This is a genomic window from Microvirga zambiensis WSM3693, from assembly GCF_016735695.1.
In the GTDB taxonomy this organism is placed as follows: Bacteria; Pseudomonadota; Alphaproteobacteria; order Rhizobiales; family Beijerinckiaceae; genus Microvirga; species Microvirga zambiensis.
Genome location: NZ_JAERQD010000030.1, coordinates 1 through 22,992 on the forward strand (window position 1 = coordinate 1; position 22,992 = coordinate 22,992).

The 22,992-nt window shown below is 61.1% G+C and carries 23 protein-coding genes; 15 read left to right on the forward strand and 8 right to left on the reverse strand.

The annotated features are described in order from the left end of the window. Positions 1–209: 209 nt before the first annotated feature. Genes JKL46_RS20610 through JKL46_RS20630 form a run of 5 tightly spaced genes read right to left on the reverse strand, consistent with a single transcriptional unit; the run spans position 210 to position 4,318 of the window. Positions 210–914: a fumarylacetoacetate hydrolase family protein gene (locus tag JKL46_RS20610; protein ID WP_201836915.1), complete on the reverse strand. Its 705-nt coding sequence runs from the start codon at positions 912–914 to the stop codon at positions 210–212. Further along, a complete protein-coding gene (locus JKL46_RS20615; protein WP_201836760.1) occupies positions 914–1,666 on the reverse strand; it encodes an ABC transporter permease in 753 nt (250 codons plus the stop codon). The genes JKL46_RS20610 and JKL46_RS20615 overlap by 1 nt, the downstream gene beginning before the upstream one ends. 11 nt (positions 1,667–1,677) lie before the next feature. After that, positions 1,678–2,478 (reverse strand): ABC transporter ATP-binding protein, encoded by an 801-nt coding sequence (locus tag JKL46_RS20620; RefSeq protein ID WP_201836762.1) that lies wholly within the window; start codon positions 2,476–2,478, stop codon positions 1,678–1,680. A gap of 1 nt (position 2,479) precedes the next feature. Further along, on the reverse strand, positions 2,480–3,313 hold the full coding sequence (locus JKL46_RS20625; protein ID WP_201836764.1) for an ABC transporter permease: 834 nt from the start codon (positions 3,311–3,313) through the stop codon (positions 2,480–2,482). 9 nt (positions 3,314–3,322) lie between these two features. Further along, complete coding sequence (locus tag JKL46_RS20630; protein WP_201836766.1) at positions 3,323–4,318, reverse strand: ABC transporter substrate-binding protein; 996 nt, start codon at positions 4,316–4,318, stop codon at positions 3,323–3,325. Positions 4,319–4,493: 175 nt separating this feature from the next. Between JKL46_RS20630 and JKL46_RS20635 the strand changes: the two genes are divergently transcribed. Next, positions 4,494–5,195, forward strand: a complete 702-nt coding sequence (locus JKL46_RS20635; RefSeq protein ID WP_201836768.1) for a FadR/GntR family transcriptional regulator — start codon at positions 4,494–4,496, stop codon at positions 5,193–5,195. A gap of 64 nt (positions 5,196–5,259) precedes the next feature. Here JKL46_RS20635 and JKL46_RS20640 read toward each other — a convergent pair whose 3' ends face one another. Further along, positions 5,260–5,568, reverse strand: coding sequence for a hypothetical protein (locus JKL46_RS20640; protein ID WP_246529432.1), 309 nt, complete (start codon positions 5,566–5,568; stop codon positions 5,260–5,262). A 94-nt stretch (positions 5,569–5,662) separates the two neighbouring features. Between JKL46_RS20640 and JKL46_RS20645 the strand changes: the two genes are divergently transcribed. The 14 genes from JKL46_RS20645 to JKL46_RS20710 all read left to right on the forward strand — a co-directional run bounded on the left by JKL46_RS20645 (position 5,663) and on the right by JKL46_RS20710 (position 20,568). Further along, positions 5,663–7,486, forward strand: coding sequence for a tetratricopeptide repeat protein (locus tag JKL46_RS20645; RefSeq protein WP_201836772.1), 1,824 nt, complete (start codon positions 5,663–5,665; stop codon positions 7,484–7,486). A gap of 139 nt (positions 7,487–7,625) precedes the next feature. Continuing rightward, a complete protein-coding gene (locus JKL46_RS20650) occupies positions 7,626–9,071 on the forward strand; it encodes a DUF1254 domain-containing protein (RefSeq protein ID WP_210381416.1) in 1,446 nt (481 codons plus the stop codon). A 38-nt stretch (positions 9,072–9,109) separates the two neighbouring features. Continuing rightward, entirely contained in the window at positions 9,110–9,400 is a 291-nt protein-coding gene (locus JKL46_RS20655) for a hypothetical protein (RefSeq protein ID WP_246529433.1), read from the forward strand. Positions 9,401–9,781: 381 nt separating this feature from the next. Then, a complete protein-coding gene (locus JKL46_RS20660) occupies positions 9,782–10,534 on the forward strand; it encodes a FadR/GntR family transcriptional regulator (RefSeq protein WP_201836774.1) in 753 nt (250 codons plus the stop codon). A gap of 25 nt (positions 10,535–10,559) precedes the next feature. Beyond that, the gene (locus tag JKL46_RS20665) at positions 10,560–11,465 is read left to right on the forward strand and encodes an NAD(P)-dependent oxidoreductase (protein ID WP_343074086.1); all 906 of its coding nucleotides are present in this window, start codon (positions 10,560–10,562) and stop codon (positions 11,463–11,465) included. A gap of 16 nt (positions 11,466–11,481) precedes the next feature. Next, positions 11,482–12,165, forward strand: a complete 684-nt coding sequence (locus JKL46_RS20670; protein ID WP_201836778.1) for an amino acid ABC transporter permease — start codon at positions 11,482–11,484, stop codon at positions 12,163–12,165. A 10-nt stretch (positions 12,166–12,175) separates the two neighbouring features. Continuing rightward, positions 12,176–12,844: an amino acid ABC transporter permease gene (locus JKL46_RS20675; protein ID WP_201836780.1), complete on the forward strand. Its 669-nt coding sequence runs from the start codon at positions 12,176–12,178 to the stop codon at positions 12,842–12,844. A 1-nt stretch (position 12,845) separates the two neighbouring features. Then, a complete protein-coding gene (locus tag JKL46_RS20680) occupies positions 12,846–13,601 on the forward strand; it encodes an amino acid ABC transporter ATP-binding protein (protein WP_201836782.1) in 756 nt (251 codons plus the stop codon). 31 nt (positions 13,602–13,632) lie between these two features. Further along, complete coding sequence (locus JKL46_RS20685) at positions 13,633–14,427, forward strand: transporter substrate-binding domain-containing protein (protein ID WP_201836784.1); 795 nt, start codon at positions 13,633–13,635, stop codon at positions 14,425–14,427. Between the two features lie 66 nt (positions 14,428–14,493). Then, positions 14,494–14,940, forward strand: coding sequence for a ribose 5-phosphate isomerase B (rpiB, locus tag JKL46_RS20690; protein ID WP_201836786.1), 447 nt, complete (start codon positions 14,494–14,496; stop codon positions 14,938–14,940). 33 nt (positions 14,941–14,973) lie between these two features. Continuing rightward, complete coding sequence (locus JKL46_RS20695) at positions 14,974–15,885, forward strand: ribokinase (protein WP_201836788.1); 912 nt, start codon at positions 14,974–14,976, stop codon at positions 15,883–15,885. Between the two features lie 539 nt (positions 15,886–16,424). Continuing rightward, positions 16,425–17,576, forward strand: a complete 1,152-nt coding sequence (locus tag JKL46_RS20700) for an acyl-CoA dehydrogenase family protein (protein ID WP_201836798.1) — start codon at positions 16,425–16,427, stop codon at positions 17,574–17,576. 35 nt (positions 17,577–17,611) lie between these two features. Beyond that, a complete protein-coding gene (locus tag JKL46_RS20705) occupies positions 17,612–19,576 on the forward strand; it encodes a non-ribosomal peptide synthetase (protein ID WP_201836800.1) in 1,965 nt (654 codons plus the stop codon). Next, positions 19,573–20,568 (forward strand): thioesterase domain-containing protein, encoded by a 996-nt coding sequence (locus JKL46_RS20710; RefSeq protein WP_201836802.1) that lies wholly within the window; start codon positions 19,573–19,575, stop codon positions 20,566–20,568. Before JKL46_RS20705 ends, JKL46_RS20710 begins: the two co-directional genes overlap by 4 nt. Positions 20,569–20,652: 84 nt before the next feature. On the opposite strand, the gene JKL46_RS20715 is transcribed toward JKL46_RS20710, so the two are convergent. Both JKL46_RS20715 and JKL46_RS20720 read right to left on the reverse strand, forming a co-directional pair. Then, entirely contained in the window at positions 20,653–22,245 is a 1,593-nt protein-coding gene (locus JKL46_RS20715) for a gamma-glutamyltransferase family protein (RefSeq protein ID WP_201836804.1), read from the reverse strand. A 53-nt stretch (positions 22,246–22,298) separates the two neighbouring features. After that, on the reverse strand, positions 22,299–22,988 hold the full coding sequence (locus JKL46_RS20720; RefSeq protein ID WP_201836806.1) for a GntR family transcriptional regulator: 690 nt from the start codon (positions 22,986–22,988) through the stop codon (positions 22,299–22,301). Positions 22,989–22,992: the final 4 nt, after the last annotated feature.

Consider the following 22,992-nt stretch of genomic DNA (forward strand, 5'->3'; position numbering starts at 1 on the left):
GATGAAGTGCCAGATAATGCGGGTCATCTCGTCGCCGTCGAGCTCGACGACCGGATTGGCTACCTTGATCTTCGCCACTTTTGGCTCCTGACCGATTTGGATGCGGCGGTTGTCTCCCGCCTTAAAATTGCACCGCAGCACATGCGAATGCACCGCGGTGTTAAATGCCCCTCGCCCGTACCGAGACGTTACAATACGGACTGTACAGGTTAGACGACGACGACTTCGATCTTGCCGACGCCCTCTACGAAACCTTCCATGACATCGCCGCGCACGACTGCGCCGACGCCAGCCGGCGTGCCGGTCATGATGATGTCGCCCGGCTGCAGGGTGAACAGGCCGGACAGGTACGAGATCATCTCCGGCACCTTCCAGATCAGCTGGTTCAGGTCGCCCTGCTGGCGGAGTTCGCCGTTCACCTTCAGGGCCACAGCGCCCGATGTCGGGTGGCCGATCTCGCTTGCAGGGACCAGCGGACCGCAGGGCGCGGAAGCCTCGAAGGCCTTACCGACTTCCCATGGCCGTCCCAGCTTCTTGGCTTCGCCCTGGAGGTCGCGGCGGGTCATGTCGAGGCCGACGCCATAGCCGAAGACGTGATCGAGCGCCGCTTCCACAGGGATGTCGGTGCCGCCCTTGCTCAGCGCCACCACCATTTCGATCTCGTGGTGCACATCCGAGGTTGCGCTGGGATAGGGAAACTTGCCGTCAGTGACGATGCTGTCCGGGTTTTTCTGAAAGAAGAACGGCGGCTCCTTCGAAGGATCATGCCCCATCTCGATGGCGTGCTCGGCATAGTTGCGGCCGACGCAATAGATACGATGGATCGGGAAGAGCTTGTCGCTGCCCTGCACGGGCAATGTGGCAACCGGTGCCGGCTGAATGACATATCCGGTCACGGCGAGAGGCGCATTCATCATCTTACTCCTGCGTAATAGTCGACTTTTTTCTCAATATGTTCGATGGCCGCCGACATCAGCATCGCCGCAACGAAGAGGATGATCGTCAGAGCCCAGAAGTTCTCCATGTCGAAGCTGCGTGAATAGAGTTCAAACAGTTCGCCATATCCAATGATCGCCACCAGCAGCTGGCCGATCACAACACCCTTTACGCCGCGCACAAGGCCGAGACGGATCCCCGCGAGGATCTCCGGCAATGCGGCGAGGAGAACGATTTTCCCGTAAAGGGCGAAGGGAGAGGCGCCATAGCAGCGCCCCATCTCGATGAGCGAGTTCGGCACATGCTGAATGCCCGCTCGCGTATCCAGCACGATGATCCACACCGCGAAGAGGAAGACCGTCACGATGACCGTGGTCTCGCCCATGCCGAAGAGGATCATCAGCACCGGGACCAGGGCCGAAAGCGGCGCACTGACGAAGATGTTGACCCAGATGCTGAACAACTCGTCCGCGGCCTTGAACCGCCCCATCAGCACGCCGAGCGTGACGCCGACCACGATGGCGAGCACCATGCCGACGGCGAAACTGTGCAGCGTGATCAGTGCAGCCGCCTGCCATGTCCCGGTCTGCACCATCGCGATGCCGGCCATCATTACGCTCGAAAGCGGCGGCACCAGGAACATCAGACCGGATTGACCGACCAGCTCCCAGATCACGCACCAGACCAGGAGGGATGCCATCATCGGCACCCGGTAGCCGTAAAGCGTCATGCCTCTCTCCCTCAGTCCACGTAGTGCTTGAGGCCCTGCCAGATCTCCTCGACCGTATCGAGATAGCCCTGGTCACGACGGATGGCATCGGGAGACGCCGTTCGGTCGATCTTCGGCTCGATGATCTGTGCGACGCGGCTGGGCCGCCGCGAAAGCAGCACGATGCGATCGGATACGTAGACGGCCTCCTCGATGCTGTGCGTCACGAAGATGAAGGTCTTGCGCTCCTTCTCCACCAGCTGCAGCAGGTCTTCCTGGAACTTGCGGCGATTCTGTTCATCCACCGCCGAGAACGGCTCATCTAGGAGCAGCACCTCTGCATTGACGGCGAAGGCCCGCGCAAGACCGACGCGCTGGCGCATGCCGCCGGAGAGTTCGTGCGGGTACTTGTCCTCGAAGCCCGTGAGGCCGACTTCGGCAATGTAGTGACGGGCGATGGACTGGCGCTCCGCCTTGCCCATGCCTTTCAGCTCGAGCCCGAAGGCCACGTTCCGCATCACCGTCGCCCACGGCATCAGGGCAAAATCCTGGAACACGAAGGCGCGCTCCGGGCCCGGGCCGGTGACGGTCTTGCCGTTCACACGCACTTCGCCCGACGTCGGCTCGACCAGACCGGCGATGATTTTGAGCAGGGTGGTCTTGCCGCAGCCGGAGGGGCCAAGCAGCGTCGTAAGCTTGCCACGGGGGAAGTCGAGATCGATGAGGCGCAGCGCTTCGATGTCGCCGTAGTTCTTGCAGATGCCGCGCACCTCGACGGCGACGTCGCCTGCAACCTGAGTCACGGCGTGAATGGCAGAAGCGGGAACGGTCATATCAACCTCTCTTCTTTTCAGGACGCAGCACACGGACCTCGAATGCTTCCAGTGCTGTTAGCGTCAAGGTCGAGACCAGGATGATGGAAACAACTGCCGCATACATTTCCGGATAGTTGGCCACTGAGCGATGGTAGGTGATGAGATCTCCGATTCCGGTCGGCGTGATCAGGAGCTCGGCCAGGATGACGCCGATGAACCCGGCGGCAAGGCCGAGGCGCAATCCAGCGAAGATTACCGGACTGGCATCGGGGATGATGATTTTGGAAATCTGCTGGAGCCGCGTGCCCTGAAACGAATGGCACATGGCGACCAGAGACGGATTGGCGTTTCGTACCGCCTTGTAGCCGTTCAGAACAATCACCGGCAGGGCAAGCATGATGACAGCGAGGGTTTTTGCCACAAGGCCGATGCCGTACACGAAGGTGATGAGCGGGATGAGGGCTGCCATGGGAGCCGATTGAAGGACGATGAAGAGTGGTGCCACGAGCCACTCGGCCTTGCGCGACAACCCCATCACGATGCCGAGCCCGACCCCCACCACGGCTGAAATGGCAATGCCGATGATCAAGGGCTGAACGGTAGATCCGTAGGCAATGATGAGGCTGCCATCGAGCAGCATGGAGACGAAGGCCCAAAGCGTGTCGAGGAAGGTCGGAAACGCATAGCTGATCGGCACACGCCCGGCGATCTCCCAGATCAGGAAGAAGAGTCCCAGTGAAATCGCTCTCGTGGCAATCGGGTGGCCTGTGAACAGGCGGCCGAGGCTCAAGCCCCAGCCTGCCGGCGAATGGACGGCCCGCGCGGGGCCGTTCACTTGAGAGGAAGCCATCATGCCGGCGCCCTACTTGGAGCCGACTTTGGCGAGGACGCGATCCAGCGGTCGGGTGTCCCAGAAATCCTCGACCTTCAGACTGGCGGCCTCACCCGTGAGCTGGCCCGAGAGGGTATAGAAGGCGAAGTCGTCCTTTGCCGCTGCAGCGCCGCCCCCGTTGAGCGGGAAGGCCTTGCCCTTCGCGAGTTCATCGAAATAAGGCCCGATGTCACTTGCCTGCGCGGCAGGCAAGTCGGGAAGCAGCTTGTACTTGGCGCGCCACTCCGAAACCACGGCCGGATTGGCCGTCACTTCGCGCCAAGTGGTGAGAATGGCCTCGACGATCTTGTCGACATCCGCCGCGTTCTTCTCGAGAAAGTTCGTGTTGGCGAACAGAGCCTCGTCGGTTGCGTTCACGCCTTCGAGCGGCAGGATGACGAATTTGCCGGGAGCCTGAGTCTCAAGCAGGCGGCGACCTGAGGAATCGACGATACTCGCCTTGACGTTGCCTTGGAGCAGAGCGCCCGTGCGAACCTCGGCGCCTGGGATGTAGCTGATTTTGGAGAACTTGATGCCCTGCCGCTGCTCCATCAGCTTCATGATGGCTTCGGTTCCGGAACCGCGTGAATGAACGGCGACCTCCTGACCGTTAAGATCCTTCCAGGTCTTGTAGAATTCGCCGTTGACGGCCGGGTAGAAGCGCAGCGTCGAAAGCTGCATGAACATGCGGATCGGCGCCTTGACCTTTTGCACGAGAGCATAGGGTCCTCCAACGCCGATGTCGGCCTGGCCCCCGACCACTGCCTGGGCAGCGATGTCTTCGGACTTCAGGTACGTCATCTCGATATCGACGCCCTGTTCCTTGGCCCGCTCGAAGGCCGCCAGGAGGTGCAGGGATTCCACACTGGCGATGTCACCATAAACCACACGAACCTTGGCCGCTTCCGCTGCGCTCGAGGTCAGGAGCGCGGTACCAATCGCGAGAACTGCAGCGCCTGCCTTTAAGCACATTAAGTCCTTGAACATGTTTCTCTCCCGTTGTTTTAGGCGGTTTACCCGCTCTGGATGCCGGCCGCACCATTTACGACCAATAATGCATTGGTTGCAATTGGCTGAGAGAGTGTCAAGGATTATTTCTATTGACGCGGTGCAATATTTGGATCAAAGATCCGACCAATCTCGAATTGGTTGAGACGGGCAGATGCAGATGTACAGTGAGGCAGGATCCAATCGGGGCATCGTCACCCAGCTGAGAGCCTACCTTGCGCAGACCGAACTGCCTGAAGACGGCCGCTTGCCGCCCGAACGGGACCTCGCTGTCGCCCTGGGCGTCACACGGACCGAGCTGAGGAAGGCGCTTGGAACACTCGAGGCCGAGGGTCAGATTTGGCGCCACGTCGGGAAAGGCACCTTTTTGGGGAACCGCCCCACCGACAGTCTCTCAGATATCGCCGCCTTGGCGAAGCGGACCAATCCGGCAGAGTTGATGCGCGCCCGCTTGATTATCGAACCCGAGATCGCTCGTGCGGCCGCCTTGACGGCGACGCCGATGCACCTCGCCGAGTTGAGGCTGTGCCAGACCAGGACACGGGAAGCTGCTACGTGGCGGCAATATGAAAACTGGGACACCCGTCTCCACCGCACCATCGCTGAGGCGACGCAGAACACCCCACTGCTTGGATTGTTCGATATGCTGAATTCCCTGCGCCGGGCGGTGACATGGGGCCGTCTCAGGTCGAATCCCGTCAAACCGGAGCCCGACCATCACAGCTTCATCGAGCATGAGGCGATCATTGCAGCCATCGAAAACCGCGACATGAACGGCGCTGCAGGGGCGATGCGGATCCATTTGCAGAGTGTGGAGCGCAATCTTTTAGCGCGGCAGTCGAACTCTGCACTCTGATCCCGGAGAGAAGCGGATCAGGCTCTAAGTTACACGCTGCAGTCGCGATCCGGCTCTGGTGTCATCATGGCAGCTCACTGCCCTTGCGGCGGTCCAGCTCGGCCTCGATTTCGACCGCGAGTTCCCGCACCATATCCCGATATTCGGTACAGCGCGCTTCCCTCACCGACGAGGAAGAGCGCTCCCAACGCGCGAGAGCCGCTTCGGCCTCGGCGAAATCCTCGCACAGCGACAGGAACTCCTCGTCCGTTTGGGCCAATTCCTCGATGGCATGTCCCCGGTCGGGGAAGCGGGCGATGACGGCCTGGACGGCGTAGTGCATGGCGTAACCCCGTTGCCGGGTTCGGGCGGCGCGGGTGCGCTGTCCCATCATTGCCAGCATCGACCCATACCGCGCGCATGGGGAGTATGTTACGGTAGGTTACGGGGACGGCGTCTTGCGATGCCCACGGATAGCGGACCGATCCATGCTCGGCGAAAGCGATGGCACTGACGGTGCCTCGCCGCAGGCGCAGTCGCAGCCGGCGGCGGATGACGTGCGCGCCCAGCTCGAGGTTCTCCTCGCCAGCCCCGACCTCGACGCACCCGCACGGGCCCGAAGGTTCCTGCGCTATGTCGTCGAGGAGACGCTTGCCGGCCGCGCGGACCGCATCAAGGCTTATGCCATCGGGACGGAGGTGTTCGAGCGAACGTCGGACTTCGATGCCCAGAGCGATCCGGTCGTGCGCATCGAGGCAGGACGGCTGCGCCGGGCCCTCGAGCGCTACTATCTCTCCGATGGCCGGTCAGACCCGGTCATCATCACCATCCCGAAGGGAGCATATGTCCCGCACTTCGCCTGGCAGACGCCGCATGCCGCAGAATCGCATCCGTCCCCAGCCGCTGGGCCTGGATATCCTGTCGGTTCGCCGCCACGGCGCTGGACGCCCTGGCTCGGCGCGGCGACCCTCGTGGTCGTCCTCCTTGCCGGCCTCGTCCTGTGGGGCATGTTGCGTGACGATGCAACCGGCGCACCCCAAGCATCCGCCCCCTTGCCCTCCGGAGAACCTACCCTCGTCGTGATACCGTTTGCGGATTTTGGCGAGCCTCCGGCAGCCAGGACCTATGCCGATGGCCTGACCGAGGAGATCCTGAGCCAGCTTGCTCGCTTCAAGGAGATCACCGTCCTCGGGAGGGAGACGTCCCGCAGCATCTCGCCGGGAGCGGATGCCGCCCGCATCCGCCATGACCTCGGCGCCCGGTATGTGCTGGAGGGAAGCGTCAGGACCGCAGCGCACCGCCTGCGCATCACAGGCCGGCTCCTCGATGCGGAAACCGGCATCGTCCTGTGGTCGCAGACCTACGACGAGGATTTGCAGGCCAGCGATATTTTCACGATCCAGGACGATGTCGCGCGCAAGGTCGCCACGGCGGTGGCGCAGCCATACGGCATCATCCAGCGGGCCCGCCAGACCCAGTCGGGCATGCGCGCGCCGAACGACCTGGAGGCTAATTCCTGCACCCTGCGATTCTACGAGTACAGGGCAGCGCTGTCGGAGGAGAGCCATGCCGCGATCCGGGCCTGCCTGGAACGGACCGTGGGGCTACATGCAGATTATGCGACCGCCTGGGCAATGCTGTCCGTCGTCTATCTCGATGAGGATCGGTTCGGGTTCAATCCGAGGACCGAACCCGCCACGGCAATCGAACGCTCGCTCGAGGCCGCCCGCCGTGCGATTCGTCTCGATCCGGAGAACGTGCGGGCGCTTCAGTCCCTGATGATGGCGCTGTTCTTCGCCCAACGGCCGGTCGAGGCCCTGGAGGTCGGCGAGAAGGCAGTGGCGCTGAACCCGAACGACACCGAGCTGCTCGGCGAATTCGGGACGCGTCTTGGTCAGGCCGGAGCCTGGCGGCGTGGTGCCGAACTGCTGGAGCAGGCCCTCGCCCGCAACCCGGGCCATTCCGGCTATTATAGCGGGACCCTGGCGGTCTACGCTTACATGCAGCGCGACTACACCCGCGCCGAAAGCCTGATCCGGCAGGCGGCGCTGGAGAAGTTTCCCCTCTACCACTTCGTCGCCTCCGTCATCTACGCCCAGCTCGGCAAGGCAACCGCAGCCGCCGAGGCGCGCGACGCGTTCCTGCGCATGCGTCCGACCATCTTCGATCACTGGGACGACGAGATGGCCAAGCGAAATTATCCGCCGGAGGACGCGGCCCATTTCGCCGAGGGCGCGCGCAAGGCCGGCTTTCCGGTCCCGGCACGGACGGCTGCGGAAATGGCCCTTCAGGCATCGGCAGCCCGACACTGACGGTCGCCGCCACTATGTAAATTACACGATGCTACAGGCGCAGACGCTCCCCTGTTGCTAGCGTCCGGTCAGTGCGCAGAAGGCGTGCTCTCTGGACGCCGCGCCGTGTTCGCAACGGAAACGCAAAGGGAGTTTCGTCATGACAATCGATCTGACCCGTCGCCAGGCTGCGATCGGAGCCTTGAGCCTGCTTGCCGGGACTTCCGTGAGCACGCCCAGCAAGGCCTATCTCGGCGAGATGCTAGGCATCGACGACGGACTCGAAGAGTTCTGGCTGGCAACCGACGCCTATGTCTACGGCTACCCGTTAGTCACCATGGAGATGACGCGGCGCATCATTACCAACGTGGCCGCCCCCGAAGGCACCCGGGCGCCGATGGGCCAAGTCATCAAGATGAGGCACTATCCGGATGCCGCGTTCCGCGACGTGACCGCGCCCAACGCCGATACGCTCTACACCACCGCCTTTTTCGACGTCGGCCAGGAACCCTGGGTCCTGAGCCTGCCGGACATGAAGGACCGCTACTTCCTCATGCCGATGCTGGACGGCTGGACGAACGTCTTCCAGGTTCCCGGCAAGCGCACCACCGGCACCGGCGCCCGGACCTTTGCCATCACGGGGCCCGGCTGGACCGGAACGCTGCCGGCGGGCGTCAAGGAGTACAAGTCGCCCACCAACATCGTCTGGCTGCTCGGCCGCATCTATTGCACCGGCACGCCGGAGGATTATGCGGAGGTGCATGCGCTCCAGGATCAGGTCAAGCTGATGCCGCTCAGCGCCTACGGCAAACCGTACACGCCGCCCCCCGGCAAGGTCGATCCTTCGATCGACATGAAGACCGCCGTGCGCGATCAGGTGAACAGCATGGACGCGGTGGCCTACTTCACCCTGCTGGCGCAGCTGATGAAGGCCAATCCTCCCTCAGCCGCCGATGCCCCCGCCCTCGCGAAGTTCGCCCGGATCGGGCTCGTCCCCGGCCAGGATTTCGACGCCAGCAAGCTGCGTGCCGATTTCGCCAAGCGCATTCCGGAGATCGCCAACGATCGGATCATGATCCAGTTCAAGATCAACAAGGATGTCCGCGACATCAATGGCTGGGGATTTACGACGAAAACCGGCATCTACGGCACCGACTACCTGATGCGGGCCCTCATCACGGCGATCGGCCTTGGAGCCAACCGCCCGCAAGACGCCGTCTATCCGACGTCGCAGAAGGATGGTGACAGCCAGGCCTATGACGGCGCCAACAAGTACGTCATGCGCTTTCCCAAGGGCCAGTTGCCACCGGTCGAGGGCTTCTGGTCGCTGACGATGTATGACGGCGCCTATTTCTTCGTGCCCAACCCGATCAACCGCTACTCGATCAGCGCACGCCAGAACCTGAAGGCCAATCCGGACGGGTCGGTCGATCTCTACATCCAGAAGGACTCGCCGGGAGCGGACAAGGAGGCGAACTGGCTGCCGGCGCCGGCCGGCAAGTTCATCCTGATGCTGCGGATGTACTGGCCGAACGAAAGCAACCCGTCGATCATCGACGGCACATGGACCATACCCCCGGTCAAGAAGGCTGCCGACCGGGCATAGCCGGCCGCCGACACCTACTATTCAAGCCACAGGAGGAAATGATGATGAGATGCCTGCTCACGTTCTCTGTCCTCACCCTATGCGCAACGACGGCCATGGCCCAGGTCGGGCCACCGACCTCCCAGCGGACCTGCGGCGCCAACCGCCAGCTCGTCATGAAGGAAGGCGCAGTCGTCCTCGATACTGGACCCTCCACCTACGCCCGCTACGTCAAGAACGGCTCGGAATGCCTCGTCGACCAGTTCCCCGAACCGGCATGGGTTCCGAGCTCCAACAATCCGCAATGCTTCATCGGCTATCGATGCAGGGATGGGTCCGACGACTTCTGACGACACCGGGAAGGCGGGGCGCGGACCTTCGCGCTCCGGCTCGTCGACTGGCCCGATCCGATCATCGAAGCGTCGCCATTATCTAAGTATCTGTAATATTTTCGATTTATCTTTGAAACAGGCGCTCCCCGCCGTTGATTAGGCAGCTTGGGAGCAGATGGCCAAGCCCAGATGTGCCGTTTCGGGCATTTCCCTCGTGAGACATCACGGAGAGCCGATCTCATTTGCCTGACTCGGCAAGCGGTGAAAGGCCAACCATCGCCACGATCCAATTGAAAGGAACCTGGAAGCGCCTGCCACATCCAGTGGCAGCCAAGGATGATCCCTGCCGCTTGACTGGCTGACCGTGGTATGTATCTTGGTCTGACCAAGGTAAGATACATGACCGCTGATCTAGAAATCACGCGGCTTAGGGAGAGTGGCGGCAAGGGGTTCGAGAAGGTTTTTGCCTTCCTGCGCGAGCGTCTGCTCGCGGGCTCGTTGCGACCGGGTGACCGGCTCATCCCTGAACGCGATCTCGCTGCGCAGCTCGGTGTGAGCCGACCGATCCTGCGCGAGGCGCTGCGTGCGCTGACGGTTCTCGGTGTCGTGGAAATCCGCGACCGGGTCGGGACCATCGTTCGCCGTCCGGACCTCTCCGTCCTCAACGATTTCTTCACCTTCGCCTTCGCGCAGCAATCCGACGTCATCGACGACGTGATGCAGGCGCGCATCGCAATCGAGTGCCAAGCCGTTCGGCTTGCCGCCGAACGGGCGACCGTGTCCGATTTCGAGAAGTTGCAGCTGGCGCTCTCCCGCATCGTCGAAACGATCGACGATGCCGACAGCGGCGGCGTGGCCGATTTCGAATTTCATCGCGCCGTGGTGATGGCGGGGAAATCCGAAACGCTCATGGTCCTTCACGATTCCATGTCCGGAATCCTGATGCGCTCCCACCAGGGCCGGCGCGAGCTGCTTCAGGTCTTCGACACGATGAAGACCTACCTGATCGAGGATCATCGCCGCATCTTCGATGCGATCGTCGGGCGCGACCCAGAACATGCCGAAAGGGTCATGCGTGAGCATTTCGCGATTGGCGACGATTTTCGCCGTCGGGCCGCAATCGGCGGATCGCGATCCGTGAGCGCCGGGTAACAACACAAATCAAGAGCGAGACGCCGTGATGGAGCGAAACGACCATAAGGGTACAGTCGGCTTTGCCGGTCTGGGAACGATGGGGCGCGAAATGGCCCTCAACCTGCTCAAGGCAGGATACGCGGTGCGTGCCTACGATGTCCGCAAGGATGCCGCGGACGATCTCGTTCCCCATGGCGCGCACGCAGCCGAAAGCCTGGCGGATGCTGCACGGGATGCCGACATCGTCATTTCCATGCTTCCCGACACGCCGCAGGTCGAAGACATCGTCTATGGCGAAGGCGGCCTTCTGAGCTCGCCGCCAAGGGGCCGGCTCGTCGTCGACATGAGCACGATCTCGCCCGTCGCCGTCCGGCGCATGCATGCCGACCTCAAGGCTGCGGGCATTGCCTTTCTCGACGCACCCGTGTCCGGCGGCCCTGTCGGCGCCAAGAATGCATCCCTTTCGATCATGGCAGGCGGCGACGGAGACGCCTTCCTGCGTGCCGAGCCGTATTTCCGGGCCATGGGCACGACGATCACCCATGTAGGCGAGGCCGGAGCCGGGCAGACGGTCAAGCTCTGCAACCAGCTCGTCTGCGCCATCAACCTCCAGGCCATCTGCGAAGCGCTTGCGCTCGGCCGCGCCTCAGGGGTCGATCTCGATCAGCTCCGCAACGTCCTCCTCGGCGGCTCTGCGGCGTCCTGGATGCTCGACAAGCTGGGATCATCGATGATCGCAGGCGATGCTTCTGCGGGCTTTCGCATCGACCTGATGCTCAAGGATCTGCGCCTCGTGCAGGAGCAGGCGCTCTCGCTTTCCATTCCGCTGCCGGGAACGGCGCTGGTGACCAGCCAGTATGTCGAAGCGCGCGCCCACGGCGAAGGCGCCAACGGCAATCAGGCCCTGTTCCGGGTCTACGACCGAATGACCAATCAGACGGCCGTATGACGGGGAGCGGAGAGGGATGAATCTCAATCTGGACTTCGCCGCCATCATCGAACGGTGGCCGGCCTTCCTGGATGGGGCATTGCTCACCCTCCAGCTCGCCTTCATCGCGACCGTACTCGGCACGGTCATCGGTGTCCTTGGCGCCATCGGGCGACGCAGCAGCCATCCCGTCGTTTCGCGGATCTGCGGCATCTATGTCGAGGCCATCCGCAACACGCCGCTTCTGGTCCAGATCTTCCTCGTCTATTTCGGCCTCGCCAGCCTGGGATTGAAGTTTTCCGCCTTCGCGGTTGCGGCGGCAGCGCTCACGATCAATGTCGGCGCCTATACGACCGAAATCATCCGCGCGGGATTCGATTCCATTCCTCGCGGGCAGATCGAAGCCGCGGAAGGGCTGGCGCTGTCCAAGGCTCAGATCTACTGGCACGTCGTCATGTGGCCGGCGATCGAAAAGGTCTATCCGTCGCTGACGAGCCAATTCGTGCTGCTGATGCTGGCCTCGTCGGTGACGTCCCAGATCTCTGCGGAGGAACTGACGGCGGTCGCGAACTATGTCCAGTCCGACACGTACCGCGCCTTTGAGACCTACATCCTCGTCGCGATCGTCTACATCGTCCTGTCGCTGATCATGCGCGCCGGGTTCTGGCTTCTCGGCCTCGTTGTCTTCCCGCGTCGTCGACGCCTCGGCACCCCTTTGTGAGGAGGAGAAGATGGGCGGTTCTCTCAATGCCAATCATTTGATGTTCCTTGGGTATGGAGCGCTGTGGACCATCGGCCTGTCGCTCATCGGCCTGCTCGGCGGCGGAATTGCAGGGTTCATCATCGCCCTCTGCCGCATCTCGCCGAACCGGATCGTGAGGCTTCTCAGCGCCGGCTACGTCCAGCTGATCCAGGGTACGCCGCTTCTCGTCATCATGTTCCTGACCTATTTCGGCCTGCCGACGCTCGGCGTGACCGTCTCTCCGCTGACGGCGGCAGGCGCCTCGCTCACGATCTATGTCGGCGCCTATCTCGGCGAGATCTGGCGCGGCAGTATCGAATCCGTTCCGAAGCCGCAATGGGAAGCGGCGGAAGGCCTTGGCCTCAGCCGGGCTCAGCGGATGATGAAGGTCATCCTGCCGCAGGCGATGCGGATCGCGACGCCTCCGACCGTGGGCTTCATGGTTCAGATCATCAAGAACACATCGCTGGCATCGGTGGTCGGCTTCGTGGAACTGGCGCGGTCCGGCCAGATCATCAACAACTCCCTGTTCGAGCCGTTCCTGATCTACACGATCATCGCCGTGATCTATTTCGCCCTTTGCTATCCGATTTCGCGCATCAGCCGCCGCCTGGAGATGCGCAGCGGCCCTGCCCGCCTTTCACTCGGGACTGCCTGACATGCACAAGATTTCGAACGTAGCGTCTCAATCGCCGGTCGTTTCCCTCAGGAACGTGCACAAGAGCTTCGGCCCGCTCAAAGTCCTCGACGGCGTCAGCTTCGAGGTCGATCGCGGCGAAGTTCTCGTCCTCATCGGACGCAGCGGCTCGGGCAAGAGCACCGCACTTCGCTGCATCGACCGCTTCGAGACCATCGACAGCGGCGAGATCGTCGTCGGCAGCCATCGCGTCAGCGACCCGAAGCTCGATCTGAGAGCGCTGCGTCAGGATGTCGGCATCGTTTTCCAGAGCTATAATCTGTTCCCCCATCTGACCATCGAGGAGAACATCACGCTTGCCCCTTGTTCCGTGAAGGGAATCTCGAAATCCCAAGCGAAGGAGCAGGCGCGCCAGGTTCTTGCCCAGGTCGGACTGGAAGACAAGCTCCACCAATATCCCGAACAGCTCTCCGGCGGCCAGCAGCAGCGCGCGGCGATCGCCCGCTCGCTTGCCATGCAGCCGAAGGTCATGCTGTTCGACGAAGTGACCTCGGCCCTCGACCCGGAACTGACCGGCGAGGTTCTGAAAGTCATCGAGGCGCTCGCTGCGGACGGCATGACCATGGTGATGGTCACGCACGAGATGGGATTTGCCAGAGGCATCGCCAACCGGGTGGTGTTCATGCATCGCGGCAAGGTCCATGAGACGGGACCCGCCGCGATCCTGACATCGCCCGCAACTCCGGAACTCGCCCAGTTCGTTGGCACAGGGCTTTGAACCACAAGCAATATCCAGGGAGACACAGACGATGATGAAACGCACGCTTTCCGCTGCTGCAATCGCCATGAGCTGCGTGGTGGCGCTCGGCGCCACCGCCGCGCATGCCGACCTTCTCGACGACATCATGAAGGCGAAGAAGATCCGCATCGCGACCGACCTGGCGATTCCACCGTCCGGCATGATGGACGGCAATCTCAAGCCGACGGGATCGGACGTTGAAACCGCCCAGCTTCTCGCGAAGGACCTTGGGCTCGAGCTCGAGTTCGTCCAGACCACCGGCGCGACCCGGATTCCGAACGTCCAGACCAACAAGGCGGACATCATCATCTCGACCCTCTCCGTCACGCCGGAACGCGCCAAGGTGATCGACTTCACCAAGGCCTATGCAGCTCTGCAATCCGTTGTCGCGTGCCTGAAGACCGTCGATGCGAAGAGCTGGGACGATCTGAAGGGCAAGACCATCGCCGTCTCCCGCGGCACGACCCAGGACACCGAATTGTCCAACATGAAGGATCGGAACCTCACCCTCGCCCGCTTCGATGACGACGCCACGATGGTGACGGCGGCCGTCTCCGGCCAGGCCGATTGCGTTGCGACCTCGGCAACGATTGCGAACCAGATCGGCGTCAAGAACCCGTCCCGTGCCTTCGAGCCCAAGGTGCTGATCCGCACCTTCGATCTCGCCGTCGGCGTGCGCAAGGGCGAGCCGGCCCTGATCGAGAAGCTCAACGAGTGGATTTCGATCAACCTGAAAAACGGCAAGCTGAACGAAATCTACAAGAAGTTCCATGGCAGCGAGCTCCCCCAGGAAATGCGGAGCTGAGCCTGTACGAAATCGAGTGGTGCTCCGGCACCACTCGACCTGCAATCACGAAAGAAAGGTTACTCAATGCGCGTCGTAATCGGGTCGGATCACGCCGGATGGCCCCTCAAGAATGCAGTGGTCGAACACGTCCGCTCGCTCGGCCACGAGGTTATCGACGTCGGCTCCTTCGATGACAAGCCTGTCGATTTTCCGGACATCGCCCGCACCCTGACGGAGAAGCTCAAGTCCGGTGAGGCCGAGCGCGGCATCATGGTGTGCGGGACGGGCGTCGGTGCGTCGATCGCGGCCAACAAGGTCAAGGGCATCCGCGCCGCAGTCTGCCATGACATCCATTCGGCCCATCAATCGGTCGAGCACGACGACGTCAATGTCATGTGCATCGGTGCCAAGATCGTCGGCTCCTGGCTCGCGCAGGACCTGGTCGCCTCCTATCTTTCGGCAACTTTCTCGACCGACGAGGACTGCCGCCGCCGCGTGGAGAAGCTCCACGCCATGGATGCCGAAGGCTGAAGCCGATCGACCGGGAAAGGGAGTGCGTGTGACATGATCGTCGTTTTCGGTTCGATCAACATCGATCTTGTCGCCCGCGTTCCGGCCATTCCATGTCCCGGTGAAACCGTCCTTTCCCCGAGATACGAAACCCTGTTTGGCGGCAAGGGCGCGAACCAGGCGGTTGCCGCCGCTCGCACATCCTTGCCGCATCAGGTGGCATTAGCTGCCTGCGTCGGCGACGACGCCTTTGGCCGATCGGCGCGCGACAATCTCGTTTGCAATGGTGTCGTGGCCGATTTCATCTCAGGAAGCGCGGAGCCGACCGGCTGCGCGTTCATCACCGTCGATGAGCGCGGCGAGAATGCAATCACCGTTGCCAGCGGAGCAAACGCCGCACTGACGGAAGCACCGGTTCTCGATTTCCCGGTCAATGCCTCGACGATTGCCGTTCTTCAAATGGAGGTGCCGTTTCCGGCATCCTTCAATGTCGCTCGCCATGTGAGGGCCTCGGGCGGCCGCGTCATCTGGAACTTCGCCCCTGCTCCGCCGGCCTTCTCGCCGAGAGACCTCTCGGATCTCATCAACGAGACCGATGTCTTTGTCGTCAATGAGCATGAGGCGATCACCGCGGCACGGCTTCTCGGCTGCGAGACCGGCAATTACGAGGAAGCAGGCGCCTATCTCTCGAGAAGCGGCTGCCTTTGCATCGTCACGGCAGGTGCACGCGGTGCCATCGCGTTTCATCCCGATGGGCGCAACGAAGCCGTGAATGCGCAGCCGATACGTGCACTCGACACGACGGGAGCCGGCGACACCTTCGTCGGCATCCTGGCAAGCGGGCTCGATGAAGCTCTACCCTTGAGAACGGCTCTTCAGCGAGCATGCCATGGAGCATCGCTGGCTTGCCTGGCCCATGGCGCCCAGCCTGGGATGCCGACACGCGACCAACTTATCGATGCTTGATTTCGCGCTGCGAGGCACCTTGGCCAAGCGGAATCGACGAATTCTGATGCAGCACAACATGATATCATGCTGCAATCAATGCCACGTGCGTGAGAAATTCTGACGATGTCGTCGTAGGCTCAGTGAGCTGAAGCGAGGTGTCTCACCGCCACGCCATCGTGTACGGTTGGCCGCGTGCGATCACGGATGTACTTGGTAAGACCCAGCATTACCCAGCCGTGAAGTCGAGCAAGCATAGATGCACCAATCATGCCAAGAACATTCCTTAGCCTTTTATCCGTGGTGAGGAAGAGTTGCAGGCCTGACATCTGTTTCCTCAGTTCATTGCCCGTCGAGTATCTATCAACTGGACTTCGATAACCTTAACAGGTCTCGTAAATCTGCTCATATGAGTTAATGCGACCCCTAATAAGTGGTAGAGCCAAAGATCATTACCGAAAGCAGTAAATCGGTGGAATATTTAGTCACGAAATTGTGACTGATACTGCTCAGGCGTCATTCAACAAAAACGAATTCTTCCCTCGCGCAAGGTTGTGCCAATGGAGTCATCTTTTTGCGAGCCGCTCTGGGAAACTGACGAAACTCGCATATTCCGCAACACTGTTCGCCGGTTCGTGGAAACGGAATTCGCGCCAGCCCAGGACGAATGGCGGAAACGCAAAAACCCCGGTGCTGAAGCCTGGAAGAAAGCCGGTTCGGCCGGACTGCTGCTCGCCGATGTACCCATGGACTATGGCGGCGGCGGCGGCAACTTCGCTCATGAAATCATTGTTTGCGAGGAGCTTGCAGCAGCCGGCGTCCATTTCGGCTGCTCGGTTCAAGGCATCGTAGCGCGATATATCCTGTCCTACGGTACGGAGGAACAGAAGCGCCGATGGCTTCCGGAAATGGCCCGGGGCAACCTCGTTGCGGCGATTGCAATGACGGAGCCCGGCACCGGGTCGGATCTCCCGTCGATCCGGACAACCGCACGACCCGATGGAGATCAGTACGTCATAAACGGCTCCAAGACTTTCGTCAGCAACGGTTCCCTCGCGAATTTGGTCTGCCTGGCCGCCAAGACCAATACGGACGTCGCCCCGTTCCGGGGCATATCCATGATCATTGTCGAGACGGCAGACCTGCAGGGTTACAGAGTGGGATCTCCACTCGAAAAAGTGGGCATGCATGGCCAGGACACCTGCGAAATATTTTTCGAAGACGTCCGTGTTCCGAAAGCCAATCTGCTAGGGCCTTCCGAGGGCCACGGCCTGATGCAGATGGGTGAGCAGTTGCCCTACGAGCGTCTCACGATCTCGGCAAAAGCACTTGTAACGGCCGAACGGGCGCTGACGCTGACGACGGAATACGTCAAAGATCGGGCCGCGTTCGGTCAGTCGATCATCGATTTCCAGAACACGCGCTTCAAGCTCGCCGAATGCAAGACAAAAACGCACATCGGCCGTGTGTTCCTGAACGACTGCATTCAGCGCTGCGTAACGGGCAAGATCGACGACCTGACCGCCGCAATGGCGAAGCTCTGGTTCACGGACACCGAGTGGAAGGTCGTTGACACCTGCGTTCAGCTGCACGGTGGCTACGGCTACATGCTTGAATATGCCATCGCACGAATTTGGACCGACAGCCGCGTCCAGCGAATCTATGGAGGAACGAATGAAATCATGCACGAGATCATTGCGTCCACACTTTAGCAGCCGAGCACGGTCGAATTAGCGGGATAAGCGCCATGATGGATGATCAAACACCCGATGTCGCGAACCTAGACTCTTCCGTTCAGGTAGAAATGCATCTCGCGCACGCACGAATACCGCATGCCCCGATGACCATGGGCATGACCGGGATCAAGGGGGAGATATCGCCCTACCCGAATGAATGCGTCCATGTGCTGTTCGAGGAACAGGTGCATCGCGATAGGAACGCGGTAGCCGTCCGGTACGGCGACCAGACGATGACCTACGATGAACTGAACGATCGCGCCAACCGAATAGCGCGACATCTCCGGTCTCTCGACGTCCGGCCGGGTGATCTGATCGGCGTTTGTCTTCCGCGCTGCCCCGATCTCGTTGCAGCACTGATTGGTGTCTGGAAATCGGGCGCTGCCTATGTTCCCCTCGATCCGACTTATCCGCGCGAGCGGCTGCGTTTCATGGTGGACGATTCCGATGTGTCCTGTGTTCTGACGATCACATCGCTGGCCCACCACTTTGAGGCCAATGTATCGACAGTTCTACTCGACGGCGATCAGCTCGACACCGCCGGTGTGCAGGAGGCGAGCATTGCCGCTCCTATTACGCCCGCCGCACTTGCCTATGTCATGTATACTTCCGGATCGACCGGAAAGCCCAAAGGGGCGATGATCACGCATCACGGGCTGGTCAATTACCTGACTTGGGCGATAAGCGCTTATGATGTGCGCAGCGGCTGCATAGTCCCGGTGCATTCCTCGATTGCATTCGATCTGACGGTAACCAGCTTGTATCCGGCTCTGCTGGTCGGAGGTGCTGTTGAGCTTCTTCCCGAGAGCGAGGGCGGCCAAGAACTTATCAAGGCGATGCGCCAAGGGAAGCATTATGCATTGGTGAAGATTACCCCCGCGCATCTTGAGATGGTAACTCAGGAATTGGGAGAGACGGAAATCGCGGCGTCAGCTGATGCTCTGGTGATCGGCGGAGAAAACCTGCGGTCCGAGATCCTTGAAAAGTGGCGTGTATTCGCGCCGAAAACCCGCATCTTCAACGAATACGGTCCGACCGAGACTGTCGTGGGCTGCTGTGTTCACGAAGTGAAGGCGTTTGATCCGCACCAAGGGTCGGTTTCGATCGGACGGCCGATCTCGAATACCCAGCTCTATGTACTCGACAGCGATTTCAACCCCGTTCCGGATGGAGAGGCTGGCGAGCTTTATATTGGCGGAGACGGTGTCGCCGGGGGATATCTGAACAGACCCGGCCTCACCGCCGAACGATTCCTACCCAATCGCTTTCTCCCGGCAGGAGGAGCAAAGCTGTACAAGACGGGCGACCTTGTGAAAATGAATGACGACAACACGCTTCTGTATCTCGGGCGCATCGATCACCAAGTGAAGATTCGCGGATATAGGGTAGAGCTTGGCGAGATCGAACAGACCATACTCGAGCACCCTGAGGTTCAATCGTGCATGGTTCTTGCGGATGCACCTCCGGACGGCCTTCCGTTCCTCACGGCCTATGTCATTGCCCGAGACAGCATTCCGACAGAGAAGTCGCTTCGTGAATTCATTGCGACCCGTCTCCCCGAACATATGGTTCCGCAGCGCTTCGCGGTCGTCGATCTGTTCCCATTGACGAACAACGGCAAAGTGGACCGGAACGCGCTCGCCGCCCTTGCATCCAGCGTGACCAAGCCCTCGCTCGAGTCGCGGCCGGCCATCCCAAACTCGGCAATCGTGCTCAGCCGTATCTGGGGCGAGCTGCTGCGCAGGGACAATATCGGCACGGATGAAGACATCTTCACATTGGGGGCCTACTCGCTGCTGGTCACACGAGCCCTGACCAGGATCCGCAATGAACTCAAGGCGAATCTGAACCTCCGCGACATCTTCGAAAATCCCACGATTGCCGGTCAAAGCGAACTCGTCGAAGGCCTTCTTCTGTCGATGCGCCCCAGTTCCATGTCGGCAGGAGAGAGCGGGCGCGAGGAGATCGAGATATGAGTATCGGGTCGATTCTCGCAGAGCTGAGAGAGAAGGAGGTTACGATTTGGGCCGAGGGCGACCGACTACGCTGTGAAGCTCCGACCGGTGTCCTAACCCCCGAACTCAGGTCGCTTCTTGCACAACACAAAGCCGAGCTTTTGGAGTCTCTCAAGTCGGTGCAGCAGCGGTCCGAGGAGCAGAAGAGCCTTGTTCCACTTCAAAAGCACCGCGGCGGAACTCCCATCTTCGCGGTCCCCGGCCATAACGGCGACGTCTTCTGTTACCGGGCCCTGTCTCAAAATCTCGGCGCTCAGCAGCCCTTTTTCGGCCTTCAGCCACCTGGTCTCGACGGTGGCGAGAAGCCTCTCGGAAAGGTCGAGGAAATCGCCGGATATTTCGCAAGACAGATTCGTCAGACGACAACGCAGCCCGTTATCATCGCCGGATTTTGTGCGGGCGGCACGATCGCATTCGAACTCGCCAGACAGCTCGAAGGGATCGACGTTCCTGTTCTCCTTTTGGCACTGTTCGGCAGCCCCCACCCTGCGTATTTCCGGCCCTATAATCGACTAAAGGAGCGCGTCCTGAAAAACCTGCGGCGTGCAAGTGCCGACATCGATGGGCTACGCACGACTGCCTACAAGGTGATGTCTGTCACGAAGCGCAGGTTGAAAGCATCGCAGGAGCCTGACAGCGCGGCGGAAGAGGACCCATCGCTTGCACGTCGCACCCTTGTCGAGCAGGCAACGGTGTCAGCAGTCTCGCATTATAGGCCTTCTTCGTTTTCCGGTCGGACATCCTTGTTTCTTCCAAGCGCAGGTTGGGCGGATTCGCAGTATTTCGCACGATCCTGGTTCGCTCACGCGTCTCGCTGTGAGGAGTACGTTGGTCCTGAAGGGTGCGATGGCGACAACATGCTCCTGGAGCAGAACGTACCCATCTTCTCCGCCATGTTCACCCGAGTGATCGAGGATGCGGCATTGCCGCGGATCGCTCCTTCGCACGCTTAGAGAAAATGCGCTGAAAGCACGAACCGCGGCCGAAGAATAGATGCCTTTCTATCTTGCAACCCACGCGGCAGGCCCTTGGCGACATCAGTAGCCTGAGGCCTGCCCGTCCTTTCGTGGGTCGGAGCCCGCCGCGTAGCCACCTGGGATACGCTGGACGAGTTGGGCGCCGCCGAAGCCAAAGCTGGCCTCAGGCGCTTCGGACACCACCGCATGGCCGAGATCCGACAGTCTCTGGACCGTCGCCGGATTCATGCTGCTCTCGAGCGCGACATCGAGACCGGAGATGACGCGCCACCGCGGCGCATCTGCGGCGGTCTGCGGATCCTGTTTCCAGAACTGCGTCCGCAACATCATCTGCAGGTGACCCTGCGCCTGCATGGGCCCGCCCATCAAGCCGAATGCCATGAGCGGCCCCGAGCGGCCCATAATGAATCCCGGAATGATCGTATGGAACGGTCGTTTGCGCGGACCGACCTCGTTGGGATGCCCCCGTTTAAGAGAGAAGCCGAACCCGCGGTTCTGAAGGCTTATTGCCGTCTCCGGCACCACGATCCCTGAACCGAAGCCCGCATAGTTCGATTGGATGTAGGACACCATCATGCCGTCAGCGTCGCCCGTCGCGAGGCAGACAGTGCCGCCATCTCTCGGCGCTCCGGTCGGAAATGAGGACGCCTTCGTCCGGTCGATCAGCCTTGCCCGCGACGCCAAGTAGGCTTGGTCGAGAAGGTGCGTGTCCGCCACCTCGCGCATATGCGACAGGTCGGCAACGTAAGCATGAACATCCATGAAGGCGAGCTTCATGGCCTCGATCTCAAGGTGCAGCGCTTCCGGACTGTCCGGCGCAAGCTCCGCGATCTCGGTTGCCTTGAGGATCCCGAGCGCCATCAATGCGGCAATGCCTTGACCGTTCGGTGGAATCTCATGCAGCGCCGCGTCACCAAAATCCTTGCTGATCGTGCCGCACCAATCGTTCTCGTGGGCAGCCAGATCGTCGGCAGTCAAAGCCGCGTCGTGCTTTCTAGCAAAAGCAGCGATGCGCTCGGCGAGTTCACCGCGATAGAACGCCTCTCCTTTTGAGTCCGCAATCAGGCGCAGGCTTCGCGCGAAGGCTGCCGACCGGAATATCTCGCCGGCGCGTGGAGCACGCCCATCCGGCATGAAAGCGTCGGCGAAACCGGGCTGATCCTTCAATTCATTCGCCCCTCGCCGCCATTGCTCGGCGATGATCGGAGTGACATGAAAGCCGCGCTCCGCATACTCAATCGCCGGTTCGAACAGGGCCTCGAAGGGTAATCTTCCAAAGCGTTCGGAAAGTTGAGCCCAGGCGGATACGGCACCCGGCACCGTCACGCTCTCCCACCCACGACGCGGCATGGCCGTATGCCCGGCGAACCGATCGGCCGACCAGGCCGACGGCGAGCGGCCGGAAGCATTCAGACCGTGCAAGTTCTTGCCATCCCAAAGAATGCAGAAGGCATCCGATCCAAGTCCGTTCCCGGTCGGTTCGACCACCGTCAATGCGATAGCGGCACTGAGGGCCGCATCGACGGCGTTGCCTCCCTTGCGCAACGCCTGTACGCCTGCCTCGGTCGCGAGCGGGTGCGAGGTCGAAACGGCGTTTCGCGCCAGAACCGGGGAGCGGCGGGAAGGATAGAGCGGGTCGATAGGAAGCTGCATTTCTCGGCCTTCAGGAACAAGCGAAAGGTTGGTGGGATGTCGGTGAAAGTGCCCTAGTCTTCGTCTGTCGGCACGGGAAATCGATGATCGTCGAACAACTCCTCGATTGTCTGCAGTGTCTTCGTGTAGTGCCTGACCAGAAGGTCGCAGGCGTCGTCAGGCGTGCCATGAAGCACCGCTTTCATGAGATCTTCGTGCTCCGCCTGACCGTTACGCCCTGCTTTACGATAGGCGTTCGAGATTGAAATGTAGCGCACTGCGTGATCGGCAAGGATATCGCAAAACTCAATCAGCCAGGGCGATCCGCAATTCGCCAGGAGCGCGCGGTGGAAGTTGCGATGCGCGTCTTCCCACCGGGCCCGATCCTCTGCACTGTCGGATCGGAAGCGAGAGAGCCTGTGAAGGGCCACGACGATGGCTTCCTCCCAAGCGTCGTCCCGGTTCAGCATCGACTCCCGCAGCGCCCGTGTCTCGAGCCAGCATCTGGTCTTGACCAGAATGCGCCAGTCGTCGAGGGCAATCGTCGGGACGGAGAAGCCGCGCTGCTCGTGCCGCTCCACCAGACGCTCGGACGACAGTCGCGACAGAGCCTCGCGGACCGCATTGCTCCCGACCTCATACTGAGACGCGATACCCTCGATCCGGAGCTTCTCGCCAGGGTTGAACGCTCCTCGAATGATATCGGAGCGGAGCTTCTGGTAGACCGCGGTCGTAAGAGTTGTTTTGTCCGGTTGCTTTGACATAAGG